19 protein-coding genes are annotated in these 18348 nt (G+C 66.7%); 7 read left to right on the top strand and 12 right to left on the bottom strand.

The features are described from left to right. Nucleotides 1-49 precede the first annotated feature (49 nt). Nucleotides 50-253: an N-(5'-phosphoribosyl)anthranilate isomerase gene (locus KYT88_RS15795; protein ID WP_147362284.1), complete on the top strand. Its 204-nt coding sequence runs from the start codon at nt 50-52 to the stop codon at nt 251-253. A 301-nt stretch (nt 254-554) separates the two neighbouring features. On the opposite strand, the gene KYT88_RS15790 is transcribed toward KYT88_RS15795, so the two are convergent. The 3 genes from KYT88_RS15790 to mobF form a co-directional block, all read right to left on the bottom strand. Continuing rightward, the gene (locus KYT88_RS15790) at nt 555-1262 is read right to left on the bottom strand and encodes a hypothetical protein (RefSeq protein WP_043588174.1); all 708 of its coding nucleotides are present in this window, start codon (nt 1260-1262) and stop codon (nt 555-557) included. Between the two features lie 302 nt (nt 1263-1564). Further along, nucleotides 1565-2032: a hypothetical protein gene (locus KYT88_RS15785; RefSeq protein ID WP_043588172.1), complete on the bottom strand. Its 468-nt coding sequence runs from the start codon at nt 2030-2032 to the stop codon at nt 1565-1567. 28 nt (nt 2033-2060) lie between these two features. Then, the gene (gene mobF / locus KYT88_RS15780; protein ID WP_051629429.1) at nt 2061-6488 is read right to left on the bottom strand and encodes a MobF family relaxase; all 4428 of its coding nucleotides are present in this window, start codon (nt 6486-6488) and stop codon (nt 2061-2063) included. Between the two features lie 352 nt (nt 6489-6840). Here mobF and KYT88_RS15775 point away from each other — a divergent pair, with 352 nt between their 5' ends. Next, entirely contained in the window at nt 6841-7182 is a 342-nt protein-coding gene (locus KYT88_RS15775; protein ID WP_043588170.1) for a hypothetical protein, read from the top strand. A gap of 58 nt (nt 7183-7240) precedes the next feature. On the opposite strand, the gene KYT88_RS15770 is transcribed toward KYT88_RS15775, so the two are convergent. After that, a complete protein-coding gene (locus tag KYT88_RS15770) occupies nt 7241-7729 on the bottom strand; it encodes a hypothetical protein (protein ID WP_051629428.1) in 489 nt (162 codons plus the stop codon). 254 nt (nt 7730-7983) lie between these two features. Between KYT88_RS15770 and KYT88_RS15765 the strand changes: the two genes are divergently transcribed. Together KYT88_RS15765 and KYT88_RS15760 are read left to right on the top strand one after the other, a co-directional pair. Then, entirely contained in the window at nt 7984-9033 is a 1050-nt protein-coding gene (locus KYT88_RS15765) for a type IV toxin-antitoxin system AbiEi family antitoxin domain-containing protein (protein ID WP_081840997.1), read from the top strand. Continuing rightward, nucleotides 9026-9934 (top strand): nucleotidyl transferase AbiEii/AbiGii toxin family protein, encoded by a 909-nt coding sequence (locus KYT88_RS15760; RefSeq protein ID WP_051629426.1) that lies wholly within the window; start codon nt 9026-9028, stop codon nt 9932-9934. Before KYT88_RS15765 ends, KYT88_RS15760 begins: the two co-directional genes overlap by 8 nt. A gap of 35 nt (nt 9935-9969) precedes the next feature. Here the strand turns inward: KYT88_RS15760 and KYT88_RS15755 are convergent, their stop codons facing one another. From KYT88_RS15755 to KYT88_RS15740, 4 genes are all read right to left on the bottom strand, one after another. Further along, nucleotides 9970-10506: a Fic/DOC family protein gene (locus tag KYT88_RS15755; protein WP_051629425.1), complete on the bottom strand. Its 537-nt coding sequence runs from the start codon at nt 10504-10506 to the stop codon at nt 9970-9972. 25 nt (nt 10507-10531) lie between these two features. Next, the gene (locus tag KYT88_RS15750; RefSeq protein ID WP_043588166.1) at nt 10532-10741 is read right to left on the bottom strand and encodes a hypothetical protein; all 210 of its coding nucleotides are present in this window, start codon (nt 10739-10741) and stop codon (nt 10532-10534) included. 110 nt (nt 10742-10851) lie between these two features. Further along, entirely contained in the window at nt 10852-11418 is a 567-nt protein-coding gene (locus KYT88_RS15745) for an RES family NAD+ phosphorylase (RefSeq protein ID WP_081840987.1), read from the bottom strand. Further along, nucleotides 11415-11765, bottom strand: coding sequence for a helix-turn-helix domain-containing protein (locus tag KYT88_RS15740; RefSeq protein ID WP_043588246.1), 351 nt, complete (start codon nt 11763-11765; stop codon nt 11415-11417). The genes KYT88_RS15745 and KYT88_RS15740 overlap by 4 nt, the downstream gene beginning before the upstream one ends. Nucleotides 11766-11850: 85 nt before the next feature. Between KYT88_RS15740 and KYT88_RS15735 the strand changes: the two genes are divergently transcribed. Further along, nucleotides 11851-13011 (top strand): hypothetical protein, encoded by a 1161-nt coding sequence (locus tag KYT88_RS15735; protein WP_043588164.1) that lies wholly within the window; start codon nt 11851-11853, stop codon nt 13009-13011. A 30-nt stretch (nt 13012-13041) separates the two neighbouring features. Further along, the gene (locus KYT88_RS16010; protein ID WP_162178078.1) at nt 13042-13932 is read left to right on the top strand and encodes a DUF4238 domain-containing protein; all 891 of its coding nucleotides are present in this window, start codon (nt 13042-13044) and stop codon (nt 13930-13932) included. 33 nt (nt 13933-13965) lie between these two features. On the opposite strand, the gene KYT88_RS15730 is transcribed toward KYT88_RS16010, so the two are convergent. The 4 genes from KYT88_RS15730 to KYT88_RS15715 all read right to left on the bottom strand — a co-directional run bounded on the left by KYT88_RS15730 (nt 13966) and on the right by KYT88_RS15715 (nt 16783). Beyond that, nucleotides 13966-14472, bottom strand: coding sequence for a hypothetical protein (locus KYT88_RS15730; protein ID WP_237583858.1), 507 nt, complete (start codon nt 14470-14472; stop codon nt 13966-13968). A gap of 27 nt (nt 14473-14499) precedes the next feature. Then, a complete protein-coding gene (locus KYT88_RS15725; RefSeq protein ID WP_043588162.1) occupies nt 14500-14748 on the bottom strand; it encodes a hypothetical protein in 249 nt (82 codons plus the stop codon). A 129-nt stretch (nt 14749-14877) separates the two neighbouring features. Beyond that, nucleotides 14878-15690: an HIRAN domain-containing protein gene (locus KYT88_RS15720; RefSeq protein WP_147362292.1), complete on the bottom strand. Its 813-nt coding sequence runs from the start codon at nt 15688-15690 to the stop codon at nt 14878-14880. Nucleotides 15691-15787: 97 nt separating this feature from the next. Next, nucleotides 15788-16783 (bottom strand): PIN domain-containing protein, encoded by a 996-nt coding sequence (locus KYT88_RS15715; protein ID WP_043588160.1) that lies wholly within the window; start codon nt 16781-16783, stop codon nt 15788-15790. Nucleotides 16784-17560: 777 nt separating this feature from the next. Between KYT88_RS15715 and KYT88_RS15710 the strand changes: the two genes are divergently transcribed. Beyond that, nucleotides 17561-18259: a hypothetical protein gene (locus tag KYT88_RS15710; protein WP_043588156.1), complete on the top strand. Its 699-nt coding sequence runs from the start codon at nt 17561-17563 to the stop codon at nt 18257-18259. Nucleotides 18260-18348 lie beyond the last annotated feature (89 nt).

The raw sequence follows: 18348 nt of genomic DNA, 5'->3' as shown, positions 1-18348 counted from the left end.
CCCAAAGAGGGATGAGCGGCGGGACAGACGGCACTCGTACGTTTACCCCATGAGCGCTTATGTCACTGAATTCTTCGCGGCGGCAGCCGCGGCCACAGGTGGAGTCATACGTCGAAAGGAGAGCGACGTGGACCGCGTCGGCGCGCTCCCCGAGATCCTCCAGGAGGCCCGAGACAGAGGATGGCACGTGATACGAACGGGTGATCAGATCGTGGTGCTCTGCCATCCCGGAGAAGTGAACATCCTCTGCTGAGCGGATGTGCGGACAAGGGCGGACGCCGATGGGGCGCCTGCCCTTTCCGTTAGCGCTCCGAGTCGCGATCGCCGTGTGAGCTGTCACGTACCAGTGCCGGAGTTCCCCACAACGTGCTCGTCATCCCTGATCTCCCCGGGAAGGTGCGAAGGGGTGCCACCTGATTGACGACGCCGGCGGCGCATGTCCGACGGCGCGGCCGAAGGACCGGCTCGGCTGGGAACAGGCGTCGTCTGCGTTCGTGAGCAGACGATCTGCGGCCCAGATGTTGGTTGCGCCTACGAAGTGCACACCCACGTCGCTACATGGGCGGAAGAAGGCCTGAGCCGAGCTGCTCCACCCAAGTTCGTGCCATGTCTCGCGCGCCGTCACCGACCCCGCCCTGTAGCTGGAGGGCGATGGGAGCGATAGCGCCCTTCAGCGCCATGAGGCCCCGGCCCAGCCGGCTGACGTCGGGCTCGGACTTGGACACCTCGGCGAGCAGGTCCGTTGCCTCGTCCGCGATGTTGGCCTGATCTGCAGCATCGACGCCGAGGCCCTCGACGTTCTCCAGGATGTTCGCGACCGTCTCTGCCAGGCGCTCGAACCCCGGTGCGACCGTCGTAGGAGTGTTGTGCTGCTCGACCCGCATGTTGTCCCACGCGATCTGCGTCGCACCGCTACCGGTCACATTGATGATCGGTCCGTGCACGACCGTGGACGTGCCGGACGAGGAAGGAGCCGGCGGGTCGCCCCACTTCGCAGCGATGTGGCTCATGCCCTCGAGGGCGGGTGAGTTGTTGACCTTGACTTGGCTGGCGTACCGCCGTTCAGTACCTCCACGCGGATCTGGTAGGGCCACCGTGTCGCCCTTGTAGATCGGTGTCGACACCTCGAAGAAGCCCGTGGTGGCTTGAACAAGGCACCTTGTCTCGAACGGGCTCGTCTGCGTGCTCGCCGGGCCCGGCTCGACGCTCACGGTGACCAGGTCACCCATTGACGCCATCGTGTCCAGGAACGATCCGCTCATGTCTCAACACCCTATTTCTGTCGGTCGACAGATACACATTAGCGCGAGCGGCGCAGAGTCAGAAAAATAGACTGCCTGCGTATGCGTCGGACCTCCTCTCGAGCCAGGCCCTTTCGGGCGGCTGCACCTATGACGGTCCTGGATGTCGGCCCACCTTTCCTGACCTGGGCGCGCGCGCGAATCTCGACGACCTCGGCACCGACATTCTCGGGTTCGACTTCCGCGGCGGTCATCTGCACACCGTGCGGCGAGATGCACGACTCCCGATGGCACGCGTGCACTCCAGCGCACCGCTGTGGAGCTCAAAAGCCTCGAATCGAGTGCTGTTCTTCGATGAGGTACGCCCAGCGTGCTGGACTGACCTCGACAGGTCGAAGCCTCCAGAGCGCATGCTGGTGGTGCGCCGCCTCGATGACGAGATGCTCCAACATGTCCCAGTCCGCTACGTGAGCGCATCGCGGACACCGGTTGGGGTTGTACGACGCCCCACGCAGTCCCGGTGGCCGATCTACGAGCTGCCGGGCCCGACTGTCGAGGTTCAGCTCCCGGAGGAGCGTGCGCGCGGTCTCCGTAGCGCCCGACTGCTCGATGACGACCGGCATCGCGAAGTCCTTGCCTGACTCGAAATACTCCTCGGTGTCGCCGTGCCACGCGTTTACCCAGTCGGCGGGCTCGGGGGAGATGGCTCGCATCCAGAGCACCCACCACATCTCCACAGAGCAGCCCGCGCAGGAATACTTCCCGAGAGAGAGCTGCACCGAGACCTTCACGTGGAGACCCCACCGAACCGCATCATCGTCACCGCTCGATGCCGTCGTCAGCCCGCAAGATCTCCGGAGCCGCCGGCTGGTTTGACCATGACGTGCCGCTGACGGTGCCGCTAGGTTGTTCGGCAGGGTCGATGCCGGCAACGCGCAGCATCTCGCGCTCCTCGAGCTCACGCCCCGTAAACGCGGCGTCCTCACTCTGTGCGTGGGAATCGATCACCTCTGCCTCTGCATGCAAGCCGTCGCGGGCATCGGATGTGAGTGCCGTTGGGTCGTCCTCGAGCGTGGGGCCTTCAACAGGAGCGGCGTCCTCACGCTGCTGCTCTGTCTCAGGGCGGCCATAGCGGGAGGCGAGCCGGTCAGCCCGCTCCTGTTCCCGCGCGACGGCCTGCTCGGCCTTCTTCCGATCGCGGTCTGCCTGCCGCAGCGCCTCTCGGACTGCCTGATCGCGCTCACGCTCAGCCCTGCGCTGGATCTCCTGCTGCTCGCGGCGCCGCTCGTCAGCGACGCGCTGGATCTGTCGGGTGACCTCCGAGGTAATGGTCTGCCCAACGCGGCCCGCGTGCCGGCCAACGTGCTCGAGCGCCTCGTCAATGGGATCGCTCATGGTGGTTCCTTCCTGCTCGGTTGTGCGGGAGGCCGTGGCCACGGGGGTGGTCTCGGTGCTTGTCGCGGACGCGGCTACGGTCTCGGCGATGGACGCCTGCGGAGTCGCCGCCGAGGCGAGATCGGTGGACACCGTAGCCGTAGCCGTGGCCACGACCGCCGGACCCTGCTGCGCGGCCGCCATCGCCGGCACGGCGACCGGCCGGCCGAGGGTGGCGCGGGCGGCCTCGACGCGGGCGGTGAAGTGGGCGGCGTACCGCTGGCGGGTGTCGAGGGCGATTGGTTCGGCGCTGAGGAGCAGGGACGCCTTGTACATGGCGGTCACACGCTGCTGCAGGCGGTCGGCGATCTCTTTCCCGCGCAACGTCGCCGGTATGGCGGCCGGCTCGGCGGGGTCGACGCGGTACTTCGCGCGAAGGACGTCGACCTCGGCGGCGAGCTGATGCCAGGGGAACATGCGCGTGGGGTGCGACGGGACGGCGCCGAGCGCATCCGTCCACGCGGGGCGCTCGACGGCGAGGGTCGCGCCGCGCTCCTTGAGGCGGACGCCGATGTAGTGGTGGCGCTCCTGCAGGTGCTCGCGCCAGTCCTCGGGCACCAGGTCGTTGTCCTGGAGGCGGGCGTCGGCGATCCACGCGGCGACACCGTCGACGTCGGGCAGGTCCATGACGGAGCGCCTCGGGGCGTCGATCTTCTCGAGGGCGCGCTCGATGCGCCAGGACAGCACCGCCGGCACATCGTCCGCCGTACCGATCTCGCGCTGCTCGTACGCGACGCGGAGCGTGTCTACGGGGCTGAACCCGTAGTCCTCGGCGTGCCGGAGCGCGGCCGCGACGGCGCCCCAGCTCTCCTGCGACTGCAGGGTGGTGGCGAGGCTGGTCCCGAGGGCGACCTCGGCGATCCGGCCGTAGCGGATCTCGCCGGCGCGATCGGCGACGTCGGCGTGCTGGTCGATGAGGGTTACCAGGTCGTCGACGCGGTCCTGCTCTGCGCGGATGGTCTCGTGTGCGGAGAGCATCGCGTCGGAGCGGGCGGCGATCTGCTCGAGCGCGTCGTCGACGGCGGCGCCGTCGGCGACGTCGAGGTAGAGCCGGTTGGACTGCTTGCCGCGGGTGAGGCCGGTGTAGGCGGTCTCGCGGGTCATGCTCTCATCGCCCAGGACGTGACTGGTGTCGGCGGTGAGGCCCTGCGAGCGGCTGATGGTGCGGGCATAGCCGAGCTCGACGTGCTCGCGCACGTACCCGGCGGGGAGCGTGACGGGTGCGGCGTGGTCGCGGTGGACGACGTCGAGGGATCCGTCGGCCCCGATGCGGGCGACCTGCCACAGGTCGCCGTTCTTGACCCGGTCGCGGCCGTTCTGGATCCGCAGCAGCGACTCATTGCGGCGAGTGGCGATGACGTCGCCGACGTGCGCGGAGAGGTCGTCGCGGAGCTTCACCGAGCGGGTGCCGGTGACAGCGCCGGCCGCGATGCGGTGGGCCTGCGCACGGGCGTTGAGCTCGGTGACGGTGGCACCGGTCGGCGCGAGCATGAGCGAGCGGAGACCCGCATCGGTGTCGGTCTGCCAGCCGGCGAACACGGCGTCGGTCATCCGGTCGACGTCGCCCCCGACGACCCGATCGTTCGCCTGGTACCAGGCGAACGGGTCCCCGGGCCGCAGCGGGTCGCGCAGGTGCAGCGAGGCTTCGGCTTCGTCGGCGTCCTGGAACCGGTGGACGTGCTCGAGGCGCACGGACCCCACCTCGCGGTCGATCAGGCGCAGCGCACCGCCGGCCTCGACCGCGGAGAGCTGCCGGTCGTCGCCGATGAGGCGCACGTACGCGCCGTACTCGCGGGCGATGGTGTGCAAGGCGGCGAGGCGCTGAGTGCCGGCCATGCCGGCCTCGTCGACGACCAGGACGTCACCGGCGCGGATCTCGTACTTGGCAGGCAGCTCCGCCTGCGCGTGGGCGGTCAGGAACCCGTGGATGGTGGTCGCCTCGATGCCCACTGCTTCGGCAATCACGGACGCGGCCGGGGCGGAGGGGGCGAGGCCGATCATGCGGCGGCCGCCGTCCTCGAGCGCGGTCGCGGCCAGGCGCAGCGCGGTCGTCTTGCCGGCGCCGGCGGGCCCGATGCCGACCACGAGCTCACGGTCCGAGGTCGCGAACTCGCGGGCGAGATCCCGTTGGCCGGCGTCGAGCGGGCCGGAGTGCTGGGCGGCAGTGCGCTCGAACGTGTCCCGGCTGACGGGGGACACGGTGCGGGTGCGGGCGGCGTCGAGGAGCTGGTCCTCGGCGTCGAGGATCCGCGTCGACGTGAACAGGGTCTTGCCCTTGTGGTCGTAGATGCTCGACCCGTCCGACCGCGTGAGCGGCGTGAACGCGCCATGCGGGGACGGGGGAGTGAGCGTCACCGATCCGCCCAGGGCGGCACGGGTGACCTTCTGCACGAGGGGTTCCGCGACGCTCTGGTCGGGGATCAGGGCGGCGAGGTGCCGGCGTGCTTCGGCCTCGATGACGTGCGCGCCCCACACCGCGTGATGCTCTTCCACCGTGCGGAGCACCTGCGCGGTGATCTCGTCGACGTCGACGCTCGCGGCCTCCTTGTTCGTGCGCGCGAGGGCGCGCGCGGCGTCGACGAGGCCGGCGGCGCGGTCGGCGCCGACGCGGGCGACGGCGGCCTCGTGGATGGCCTGCGGGGAGCGGACGTCGTCCTTCTGCGGGCGCGTCTCCAACGTCGCCTGCTGCGCGATCGCGATGAGGGTCTTCGCGTCCGGGGCACGGCCGTGGTCGCGCTGGTACTCCTCCGTCAGCCGGGTGGTCGTCGCCCGGATGGACGCGGAGCGGGAGGAGAACGTGTCGATCAGGTCCGGGTCGACGCCCGCGATTTCCATCACCGGACGCTTGCCGGGGGAGGGGACCCGGGCGGTCGTGGTGACGCCGAGGCGGCGGCACACCTCGGACATGACGGCGGCGTTGTAGAACTCCGAGGCCGGCACGTTCATGCGGTGCAGGAGCTTGGAGTCGATGGTGCGCCACTTGCCGTCGACGCCCTTGACCTTGTTCGCGACCACGACGTGGTCGTGCAGCTGCGGGTCCCCGTTCCGGGAGTCGTAGTGACGGAACACGGTCGCCGCGATGCCGCCCTCGACCTCGATCTGCGCGACCCCGTTGGTACCGGCACGGGTGGCGATCGCCTCGCGCTCGAGGTAGCCGATGGTGTCACGCACGGCTTGCTCTTGGGCCGCCTCGATGACCTTCCGGGTGTCCCTGTCGCCGAGCGCCCAGAGAACGGAGACGCTCTTCGACGGGGAGCAGACGAGGTCGAACCCGGCGACCGCGGTCTGGTCGGGACGGGTGGCGGCGGTGATGAACTTGCCGAGCTCCTCCTTGTCCGCCGGCTCCCGTCCCTTGGCGTCGCGGAACGCCCGCGCACCCTCGCGGGCGCGGATGATGCGGCGTTCCTCGGCGTCGGGCTCGTGGCCGTTGAGGCGCTGGAACGCGTCGTAACCAGCCTGGATCCGCCCTTGCAGCGTGGTGGGTCCGGCGCGGTAGGCGTAGGAGGCGCGGCCGAGCTTGGCGCGCTGCTGCGCCTCCTTAGCGGACACCCCCTCGGCGAGAGCCTCGGCGATGATGCGGTCCGCGTCCGGATGCAGCCCTTCACCGTAGAGGGCTTTCATCTGCTCCTCGGTGACCGTCCCGGACACGCCGAGGAGCGCCGCGCCGCCGCCCATCCAGCGGCCGGGAGGGTTGCCGTCGACGGTGTAGTAGTCGCCGAGCTCACGATCCCGATCGCGCTTCGCATCACCCGTAGCGACCTCGCTCGTGTAGTACGCATACCCGTCCCCCGCGGAGAGGATGTGCATCGTCATCACGGCGGGGACGGTACCTCGTTCATTGCTAATGCCTGAGGTGTGACGAATCAGGCTGTGGAGAGACGAGTGAGGAACGAGCGAGGAGCGCAGCAGGATGAGGCGGCCGCAAACGTAGACGGAGCTCTGCGGAGTCGGAGTGAGCGCGGTGGACGGGCGAAGACCGCGAGGCGGGCATGGAAGCGACGAGGAACGAGGAGCGACTTGCCCCGCCGCAGGGGTCGCCGCGCGTCGCCGGGACCGAGGGGGCAGGGCGACGCCAGGAGCGCCGCTGGCCGCGCATGCATGCACTCACCACCGGAATGGCCGCGCGGCTCGACGAGGCGAGAACGAGGAGAGAGAGGAACGCACGATGACCGAGGTCCGGAAGGCCGGTAGGCAGTCCACCGCACGACGGGTGGCACGAGAGCGCGCCACGGAACGAGCAGCCGAGTTCCGTCGTCGCGAGAACGCGCTCGAGGAGCTCGCCGTCGACTACTTCGTCGCCGTGGCCACGCTGGAGGACATTGAAGCGGAGGCGGCTCGCCAGATCGTGGAGATTCGAGCTCGGGCCGATGACGCCATCACGAAGGTCCGCCGAGATGCTGCGGGCATCACGGGCCGCATGCTCGATCAAGGCATCGCGCGGAGCGAAGTCGCCACCCGGCTGGGGATCGCCGTGCGAGATGTGCCCAAGACCGCGGCTGACGAGTAGACGGGTTGAGCGGGCATGCCGGTGCTCCGCGACGTAGTGGGCGTTAGGTTCCGGACGATCACCAGAGAGGCGGCTGGTCCAGACCGATGCCGTTGAGGGCATCGCGGATGCGATCCGGGTCCCACCCATGGTCGCGAACGACATCGCGCAGCTGTCGTGATCGCCGCGCGCGCTCAGCACGAGGGAGCCCTCGGTACCGCGCGACGGTCCACCGGTTGACGTGCCGCCCCTTGCTCGACCTGTCGAGCATGTTCTCCCGGTGCGTGCCGGGCGTGATGTGGGACCGCAGCGGATCAGGATCCACGTGGACACACAACGGGACGTCACAGCCGTGCAGCAGCAGCGTCGATTCGGGCAGCGTCTCACCGGTCATCTCTTGGTACGCGTACCGTGTCGGCCGCACCGCGCGCTGGCCTCCGCCGCCCATGGAAATCCAGAAGCGGCCGTACCCGTCGTCCGACACGGCACCGGTCCACAGCCAGCAGTCCTCCGGATCCGGACCTTTGACGACATACCGCCAGAAGCGCTCGTGCTCGGAGATCCGCATGCAGCCTCCCCTCCTGTCGCAACGGGTGGGGTCAGCATCGCCCATCCCCACCGCGCGAGGTCCGCGACCGGCCGGAGGCTCGTGCACCCGCACGACGCACGCAGCATCCCCAGAAGGGCAAGACCGCGCGAAGCGCGGGCGCGGCAGCCCGATGCGCTAGACGACCGGCTGCTCGACGGTCCGATGACTTAAACTCCACGGCCACGGTGCCGCGGACGCTTGGAATGTATCTGCTCGAGAGTTACAATCCTCACATGAAGTCCCTCGACGCGCTCCCCAGGCTGGCGCAGCTGACGGCAAGTCAGTGGGGGATGGTCACGACCGCGCAGGCTGAGTCGGCCGGGGTCTCGCGCATGCAGCTGTCTCGGCTCACCCAGCGCGGCCTGCTCGAGCGGCTGGTCCACGGCGTGTATCGCGACGCTGGCAGCACCCCAGGGGAGTGGGACGACATCCGAGCCGCGTGGATCAGCGCCGAGCCGAAGCGGACCGCCGAGGAGCGCCTCCGGGCTGCCACCCCTGATGTCGTGGTCAGCGGCAGCACCGCGGCCCACCTCCACGGCTACGGCGACCTGCAGCCGGAGCCGTACGAGCTCATCACCTCCAAGCGTCGCCAATCTCAGCGGACCGATGTGCGCTACCGCCAGCGGAGCGTGCCCCCGCGCGACGTGACGGTCGTGTCCGGCCTGCCGACGACGACAATCGAGCGCACCATCGCCGACCTAGTGCGCGACCACCACGACCTCAGCCTCGTGGCGGACGTCCTCGCCGGCGCGGTGCGTGCGGACGCCGTCGACACCGATCGACTCGTCGAGCTCCTGGACGCCGATGCGGGGCGCACCGGAGAGCCCCCCCACGACGGCGCCGCGCTCGTTCAGAAGCTGCTCGAGCTCGGGGGAGTGGATGCAGCGTCGCAGCTCGAGCGGGTGCTTCGGCAGGACACTGCCGTGCTGGCGGACCTCGGTCAGCGGATCGGCGAGGGGATCCTGGCCTCTCTGGCAGAGCATCGCGCGGAGATGACGGGCCTTCTGCCGGACATCGCAGGGAGCCTGGGCGACGCGATGGGGCACTCCCTTCTCGCCGCAGCCGTCCGCGAGTCCGTCCTAACGTCACTCCTCCCGTCGACCAGCTACATCACAGACGGGCTCCTTGAACACGTCCGCAAGTCCATGACGCCGGTTCTTCCCGCCTCTCAACACGTCACGGTTTCCCCCCTAGGCGACGCCCTGGTTCCCATCACGTCGCTGCTAGGGGAACCCAAATCCACAAAGCCCCACAAGCGCACCAAGAGGGATAGCGATGCCTGAGCAGCCGGACTACGTCAGCGGCGCGGCCGCGGGCGCCGCGATCAACTCCGCCGCTCGAAGTGCGGCCCGTAGCGGGTCGACATCCGCTCATGACCTCGTCACGCAGACGACGTTCGACCGGTTCCTCTGTCGTGTGTTCGCGGATGACAAGCCGGCCTTTGTCCTTAAGGGCGGCCTGGGCATGCTGGCTCGCATGCCGCAGAGTCGGGCGACGCGCGACATAGATCTGGCAGCTTCCGAAGGCGATGTCGCTGCTGCCGTCGAGGAGCTGATCGCGCGCGTCTCTGTCGACCTGGGAGATCACTTCCGCTTCGCCTACCGGTCACAGACAGATCTGCTCACCGGAGACAATCAGCCCTACACGGGCGGTTGCCGAGTCACGTTCGACGCATATCTGGGTGTCGCATCCCGCGGCAAGGTCGACATCGACCTCGCCGTCGGACACATGCCGACGGCCCAACCCGAGCGCCACGTCCCCGCGAACCGGCTCACGCGGCTCAACTTCCGCACCCACGACTACTTCCTCTACCCGCTGGTCGACCAGATCAGCGACAAGCTGTGCGCGACACTGCAGCCCTACGGTCCCAGCGGGCTGCCGTCGTCGCGCGAGAAGGACCTGGTCGACCTGGCCATGATCGCGATGTTCCAGGCGGTCGACGCCGCCGAGCTCCGCATGGCCATCGCACAGGAGTTCCGCCTCCGCGGGCTCGAACCGACCCCACGCTTCACCGTGCCTCCCGAGTGGGGTGTCGCATTTCGGGCCATGGCCGCCCGGACTCCGCTTGCGCCCTCCCGCTCACAGCTCGAGGACGCGGTGGCTCTGGTCCGCGCGCTGCTTGATCCCGTGCTCGACGGGTCGGTAACTGAGGGGCAGTGGAATCCGACGACTTCGTCCTGGTAAGAGTCGTCACGGCATGACCGCAAGGGTGCGGCCACTCACCGCCGAGACCAGGCCCGCTCTCGCGCGTCGACGTCGACGCTCGCCCAGTCGATCGGGTGGCCGGCCCGCTGCGCGAGCGCGGCCACGTACATCGACTGGCTGCGGGTGTTGCCGTCGCGCCAGGGGTGGATCGCGGAGAGCTCGCCCCAGCGGTCGGCCAGCCACTCGGTGAAGGTGTCGGCGTTGAGGCCGGTGAGGTAGTCCTCGCGCTCGAGCTTGCGGAACAGCGTGTCGAGGTTGGCTTCGATGAAGTCGGGCCGGCAGTACGGGATCCCGGTCCCCGTCGCCTGGACGTCGACGTCGCGGATCCGGCCGGCGATCCCTGGAAGGAGATCCCCGAACATGCGCACGTGGATGCCGCGGAGGTACTCGAGGTCCAGGCGCTCTGGGGCGGGCTCGGTGTAGATCTTCGCGAGCACGATCGACGCGACGTCGTTCATGGCCTCGTCGAGCTGCGCGTGGCTGCGGATGCCCGCTGCGTTGACGAGGACGCCGCCGCTGCCGGGGTAGGTGTACTTGTCGTCGACGCTCATGTGGTCGTCAGGGCGACGCCGGCGCTCAGCGCTGGCGGAGGGGAAACCCGTACTTCGCTGCGATCTCCGCGCGAGCCTCGTCCTCGGTCATCGTCCCCTCGAGGACGCTCCGGGCGCGGCCGAGTGCCTCGGCGTTCGGGAAGTGACCGGCGAACTGCTGTGCCTTCTCGACCAGCGCCATGCCCTGCTCGACGTCGGCCGTCGGTTCACTGCGCTGCGTGATCTTGGTGCTCATGGGAGCCCCCCTGCTCTCCTGCAATTGTACGTGCTTCAAGCGATACGCGCCTGGGAACTACGACCCCAAGGACACGCAGTTACAACGCGGCGAGCTGCCGCAACCCCGCACTACCAGAGCGCTGGCGCCAGCGTGCTGTAGAGAGCCGGGGTGAAGGGCTCGGACTGATCAACTCGAAGGTGACGCATGTCTAGACGCCCCTCAAACGCCGCGAGCACGAATCCGACCTCAGATGCCGACGGCGCGAGTACCCCTTGAAAGCCGAGAAACCATGCTGCGTGCCCAACCGCCCGACAAGCGGTGTGATCATTGTCTGCAATATCTTCGCGGCTCAACCCAACGTGTTCCAACGCTTCGTCAGTCGTCAAATTAAGGACACTAACTTCGTTCACTTCAATCGTGTGGAGCATAAAGGGCGCCTCCAGCATCACCTCAGCACTTGTACCGAGGGCCTCTGCGGCTCGCCGAGCCTCTCCCGCGCACGATTCCTTGGGTTCGGCCAAGTAGATGGCCGGGAACAGGCCACGGGGGTTCCACCTACCCCCGAACGCCCTTGCACCTGCACCAGATAGGGGCTCTCGTCGCGCGCTTGAATAACGGTAGTACGTTCCACTCACGATGCGTGGCGTTAATTCATTGAGCCGTTCTACTAGATCTTCGTCGAGTTGATCGCTCACACAAACGCCCCATCCGCAATAGCCTCGATCAAGTCAAGTACATCTCGGTATTGACCTTTGTGTATACGTTCTGCGGGGGTGTCGTGATCAAGTAATCGACTGGGTGAGAACATCCACACGTTGGCCTGGCTGGCTGGAAGAACCTCTGCGACCGCGTCCGCCACGTAGGCCAGCTCGAGGAGCCGAGCCTTGTTGAGCCTCTGGGGCACGACCTGCCCCGTGACCCATCGGCTGACGGATCGAGCCGATGCGTCGACGATGCCGCCGATCTCCTCCTGAGTAAGCCCAAGGCGGTCGTAGATGCCGACCACCTTGCTCGCTAGGGCTGTCGCTGATACTGCGCTCATGATGTCCACTCTTCCGACGTAGGTGTGTCGCCTGGTCTGTCATGTAGTCTGTCACACCTGAGGCGGTTCGACTGGAGGTTTGCACATGGGTATCGAGTTCCTGGTGGGTCACGCTGACCACCACAAGATGCAGGACTTCCTGGCCCGCGATCACGACGGCGTGAGTGCCGTCATCCTGGACGCAAAAGCTGGCTCTCATCAGGAAGAACTGGCGGACTTCGCAGCCGCTGAAGGGCTCGCCGTGCTGCGGGATCCGCGCACCGATCGCCTCGAGCATCCGGGACTGCACCTGGAGCAGCTTCCCGGCTACCGCCCGGAGGGGTACGACCTCAAGCAGCTGGCAGCCAACCCCAGCGCACGCGCGGAGCTGACTGAACGGGTTCTCGCGACTCAAGTGGGGCTCGTGACCGCCATGACGCCGGCCTACTTCTTCGGCATCGACAAGCGCGCTCTCCACCTGAACTTCACCCTGGCAGAGGCCGCACAGGCGCAGTCAGATGAGCCCGTACGGCCGATCGTGACCCTTCGGAGTCGGACGCCGATCGAGCTCGTGGAGGAGCTGGCATCCGAGTACATGCACGCCGGTTTCGAGGACATTGACCTTCGCATTTCTCCTCTCGGAGGCGAGAAGGACAGCCTCGTTAAGGTTCGATTTGCGTTTGCCGCAGCGGACGCCTTCACAACGAATGGACTCCGGGTGACGCTGGGCCACTCCGGCAACATCGGCCAGGTTGGCTACGCACTTGGGCACGTGGATGCCTTTTCTGTGGGTATCGGCATGCGCGAAAAGATGAATCTCGCTGCCGATTACTCTCGCCAGGCTCTCGAACCCAAGCTCGACGAGAACGGCAAGAAGATCGGTGGCGGGGATTGGGAGGGCGTCTACATCCCCGCACTGGCGATGACGCTGTCCAAGACACGGGCCGAGGTACTGCTGGGCCACAGCGACCTTCGTACACGCATCGGACGGTGCCGCATCGGAGCCTGTGCCGCATCGCTGACCGGCCCGCTAGAGGACCACCGCACTCACTACATGCACGCGAAGGCTGCCGAGGTCGCCCTACTGCAGAACACGCCTGCCCCTTGGCAGGCCGAGGCGGAGGCGAAGCGCCTGGGCCGCGCGCTGGAGCTACGCGAGCTCGTCAATAAGGAGTACAAGCGCCGCGGCGAGAAGATCCTCGCGACTCGCACGCTCGAGAGCCTCGTCGATGACATAGGAGAGGCGAAGGTGGCCGCCGTCGCCTAGGCATGCGATGACCTGGCGCCTCTCTTCCTTGTGAACGCACAACGCAAGCGCAACCACCATTACCTTTCCGCGTTCCTCCTGAGACACTTCGAGGAAGACCATCAATTTACGGTGGTGCCCCTCAACGGTTCTCCTGCCCATATTGGGAGCAGCTCGAGCGTCGGGTGGCTTAAGGACAGCCATCGGGCAGACCCGCTGGAGACTGATCCCAACGCCTACGAAGATGCCCAGAGTAAGCACGTAGAGAACAGGGCAGCGCCTCTCGTACAACGGATGATCGCCGGCGACTGTAGTCCTCTTGAGGGCCCAGAGCGCGAGGTGCTCGAAAGGCTGCTTATTTTGCATCACCAGCGGCACCCAGCCATGATGGAGCAGGTCAGTAGAGCAGTAGATCCTGAATTCCAGAGAATTAAAGGCATTCCGGGCATGGAGGGCCTTCGGCGCGCCCTGCTCGCACAGGCTGTGACATTTACGGCAGACTTGGATGCGAAGTTCATACCCGAGATACGCCGAGAGGTCGAAGCCCGGTGGGCTCAGTATCGTGGGGTTTTTGACGCTTTCACATGGAACCTTGTCACATTCCCGGAGCCCTCACTTGTCCTGGGCGACATGCTCGTTTGCCCTTCGAGGCTTGCGAGAACGAGCAGGACAGACGAACGCCAATATGGGAGTGGCGTTGGCCTGCAGACCGCGGAGCGAGTGACAGTCGCATTGTCACCCACGACGGGACTACTCCTGTCTCGGGGCGATCGAGTGCGCAGGCTCGTGCCGGAGGCGTTTAATCGGTCGACCATCGGGTCTGCGACGAGCTACGTCATATTTCCTCGGAGCTGGCCGTCCCGAAACCCGGTAATATTTAAGAGCGCCGGTGATCTCATGCAACGCCGCGGCGCGGCGCCAGTTGTAGGGCACCGAAAATGACTGGAGCGTTCGACCTGGTGATGACGCCCGGGGTCATGCCCGCGCAAGGCCACTGAGGGTAATCCAGATTCCACGGTCACGGAACGGTCGCGGGCTCTCAACGAGGGCAATGTCCCGGTAAATGCTCGGCGTCGACGCCCACCACTCCGCCGGAGCGACCGAGCGCCACGTGTCGGAGGTCCATGCCGGGGGAGTCCACCCGTCCCGCTCGGCAAGGTACTCGGCCAGCGCAGCGAAAGCCGCGTCGAGTTCGATCGAAGCGGTCGGCGCCGGCGGATCCGTGAACACGGCGGCGCCGAGCTCCGTGCCGCCGCGGCGGCACGTCGATGTGTAGTCGTCGAGGGTCTGCAGGACGCCGAACCGCCATCCGGCCGTCGGAAGCTCGCCGTCGGCGACGAGCTCGGCCGCGTCGCGGGCGTTGCCGGCGGCCGTGTGCAGGACTCCGGCGGAGCTCGCCGAGTCGGCCGGTGCTTCGTCGGCAAGACGGATCATCTCCATCACCGACAGCACCTCACCCTTGAACGCCACGACCGCCTCCATCCCTGCCCTCATTGTCCCCTCAAGGGCTCAGACAGGCACGACGTCCAAGCTGTAGCGGCGCTCGTGGACCTTGTCGTACGGGGTGACCTTCGGCTTGTAGCCCATCTCCCCGATGCGGAACAGAACTTGCTCCAGTTGGGTGAAGCCGTCCTTACCGGACGCAGCAAATGGCTCCCCGGCGTGCGTCTGGCCGTCTGAGGTCGTGTGAGTGAGTTCCCACATCTCGCCTTGCTGCGCGAACAGCATGTGCACTACGTCTTGTCGCTTCTCAACCATGACTCAACCTACCCACGTCTCGATCACATGGAAGCCGATAATAATCCTTATGTCCGGTTTGGGCTCTCAGGTCGCGTCCGAGCGGCCGCAGAAAGCGTCCGGCTCGCCCTCCCCTGGCGTGGTCCTGACTCAGCCCAGCTTGGCGAGTCGTTGCCCGATCCGGGTACCGTAGCGGTGCTCCGGCGGGCAGAGCGCAAGCCATCGCTTCAGGACCAGAACTTCCTCGTCCTTGCGTCCGAGCTTGCGAAGGATGATTGCGGCGTGCTCCGTGTATGCCGGTGCCGGCTCCCGGCCGGCGCGCCCGCCCTCGGCGCCTTCGATCGCGGCGTAGCAGAGCACCAGCGCCTCCTCGAGGCGGCCTTCGCGCTTCAACTGCTTGATCGGTTCAACGAGTTCGAGGAAGTGCACGCCGTTGACCATGCCCGCCCGGAGCTCGCCAGCGCGCTCATCGCCACCATTCAGTCCCTCGCGGATCGAGTTCCGCCGTTCAGCATGCTCGGCCTCAGCCTTCGCTTTCGACGACATGGGCGGGCGCTTCGACTCCGACCAGTCCCACTGAGGGCTGCGGGTGCCGATCCACACCCATGCCTCGGCGCGAAGACCCTTCGGGAGTACCTCCGTGAAGATCTGCACGCGGGCGGGCCGTGAACCGACCGTTGAGAGTTGGGCAGCCGGCGTCGAGAATCCGGGGAGGTACCCCACGCGCTCCCCCTCGACCATGACGGCCACCGCGTTGCGGTCGACAGGGTTGTTCGGCTCACGCTGGAGCGACGCCGGTAGCTCGAGATACCCACCGTCCGCCACGCCGTGCCGCTCCGCGAGCGCAGTGATGGCGGCCCGGCAGGTCGTCGTTGTTCCGCTCAGCTTCGCCAGGCCTTCCACGCCATCGTCGACTCCAGATCGCCCACTGGAACGGCCGAACACACGAGCAAGGAATCCCATTTCCTCATCATGACAGCGTCCGCAACGGACGCACCATCACCACGCGAACTGACCTCCTCAGAGTCATATCGCGAGGCATCGGTCCGTGTGCTGTGGGTCAGGTGTCCAGGAAGTCCCACTCGCTGCCGAGTACCCAGCGCAGGGCGCTGAGCTTGCCGTTGAGCATGCCGAGTTCGAAGTCCGTGTAAGGACCGAGTTGCCCGGGCTCCGTGTAGGCGGCCTCGGCGCGCGCGCGGGCGGGGCCGGCGATGGCTTGGTGGCGTTGGAGCTCCGCCGCGTCGCCATCCCGTTCGGCCCGGTAGTCGTGCTGCAACGACCGGTGGTACCAGATGCGGTCGAACATCTCTGTCTCGGCGGCGACGATCTCGTCCAGGCGGCGGGGCTCTTCTTGGAAGTCGGTCTCCTTAAGGAGCTCATCCAACTCTTGACCGAAGTGGTCGCGCAGGACCGAGTCGAGGCCGTCTACCCCGAGTGCGTAGCGGCTACCTTCTTCGTCGAACGCATCGGCAATGTCGTTGTGCGGCTCTCGCCGATCACCATTCGCCTGAGAGAAGTCGGTGTGGTTGGTGGTGACGAACGCGTGCGGGTGCAGCGCGAGGTCCGCTGCCTGCGTCGCCGTCCGGTAGAGCTCGAGGATGACGGCGTCCGCGACGCTGTTCTTCCCGCTGTGGAAGGGCGCGGCCTTCTCCAATCCGCGCCCGACGACGCGGCTCATCTCGACCCTCGAAGGCTCAACGATCTGGCCGGCCATGAGGAGTTCCCGCAGCTCCTCGAAGTTCCTGGTCGTCATCGCGCCGACGAGTGGGAGGTGTCGACTGAGGTCCTCGATGACCTCGATGGCGTGAGCATCGTCGTCGCTGCCGTAGGTCACGAGATCGTGGCGAATCTCCTTGAACCGTGACGCGATGCTCGACGTCATCGCGGTCTGCACGCGAGCTTCGTTGCGGTCGTACTCCTCAATGACTACTCGCGGGACCAAGAGCTTCACTTTTCCTTGATGGATCAGTACCCGCAGCGCAACGATCCACCGCTGCCCGTCTCGGCGCTTGGCAAGGTCAAGGTACGTCGAGGTGTCAACAAGCAGGTGCAGCACGGCATCAGCCTACGGATTGAGGTGTCCGGCAGGGGATCCGTTGCGTGCACGCGTCATGCCGACCAACTGGATACCGGCTCGCGAACATGGCGCACGCACGCTTCCCGAACTAGGCCGATCACAGCGAACGCAGGTACACTGGGGGTGGCCAAGCGAACCGACACGGGACGCAGAAGCCAGTCGCCCTCACGGGCACGTCCGCCACGGACACCGGTGAACGCCGTGCGTTTGCCATCCGGGTTTATGAGCGCCATGACGCCCCCGGAGTTCTACGCCGATTACGGAGCCTGCCATGCAGGAACCGGACCCCCTCGGTACCGCTTCGAGCTCACTAGCCGAGAGCGGAAGGCCAGGACCTCCCGTCGCAGGCCAAGCATGGAACCTGCGTTCCCTGCCTGCCCCTCGACATCAACAGGTCGTCCTCGCGCCAGCACCACCAGATGAGTTCGCAACGCTGACCTGATCGGCGCCGACACGCAGGGGTCAGCGTCTGGTTCTGGAGGCGAAAATGAACTTCTGGTCGATGCTCACGGCAGCCATGCCCTACGCCCCGGGGACGATCATTTTCATCGTCCTCTTGCTCTCTCGACAGACGGTCGTCATAGCTCTCTTCGGGCTGGTCGCAATCTGCTTCGCCTCCGGCCGCCCCGCGCGGGCGGAGGCAGCCCGTCACATCGTGGACCGACTCACAGCGAGTAAAAGCACAAGCAGCGGCAAGGGAGGGTAAGTGTGTCGGAGGCTCTTCGTACCCTGCTGACACGAGAGTTGAGGTGCAACGTGTCTGATGCCTACGAATACCCGGTCGCGTTGTCGAGGCTGGGAGACGGCGACTCACGCGATGCGCAAACCACCAGAGCGCTGGCTTGGATCGCTGCCCAGGGCCGAGCACCGCTGGTCATCGTCACACCGCGCCGGGATGTTCCTGCTGGGTGGTTGAAGCGCGCGGTCACCACCCCCGGAACGACGCACCTCACCTGGCGCGGCCTCTCGGTGGGCACACTGGCCGGCCGCCGAGTCGTTCATGCGTGGCCCGACCGTCAGCACCTGAACGATCTGTGGGACGCCGACGCTGCGGCGTTGGTCGTCATCGAATGGGGTGAACCCTCCACGGCCGACTGGGTCATCGAGGCATCGCCCGATCTACTTCAACCGAACCAGACCGTTCTCTCCGGATCGACACCTACGGTCGAGCCAGTCGACCTTCCCGACGATGTCGACGCCATCTTGCAGAGCGTCGCGGGCTGGTCGGCCGGCTACTCGAGCGGCCTGAAGTGGAACGAAGAAGACAAGCTCAAGGCCGACATGATGAACCGACCCACTCGATGGCAAGGCGTCACGGTCGAACAGCTGCGCGCAAGATGCCGTGAACTGGGTATGAAGCCGAACGACATCGACGCGATCGCCGGCTTCATGCAACGCCGAAAGGACGGCCGTCGCTTCAACGTACGAAGTACGTACCGCGGCTTCCACTGGTGAGAGTAACTCCCGCTTGGGATCGAGCGGCTGGCCGCCACTTTCATCACGTCAGTTGTCTCGATAGCCGATCGGCCACCGGACGCTCCTAG

It is taken from the genome of Clavibacter sp. A6099 (genome assembly GCF_021919125.1).
Lineage (GTDB): Bacteria > Actinomycetota > Actinomycetes > Actinomycetales > Microbacteriaceae > Clavibacter > Clavibacter seminis.
This window is presented reverse-complemented; position numbering and strand designations above follow the sequence as displayed.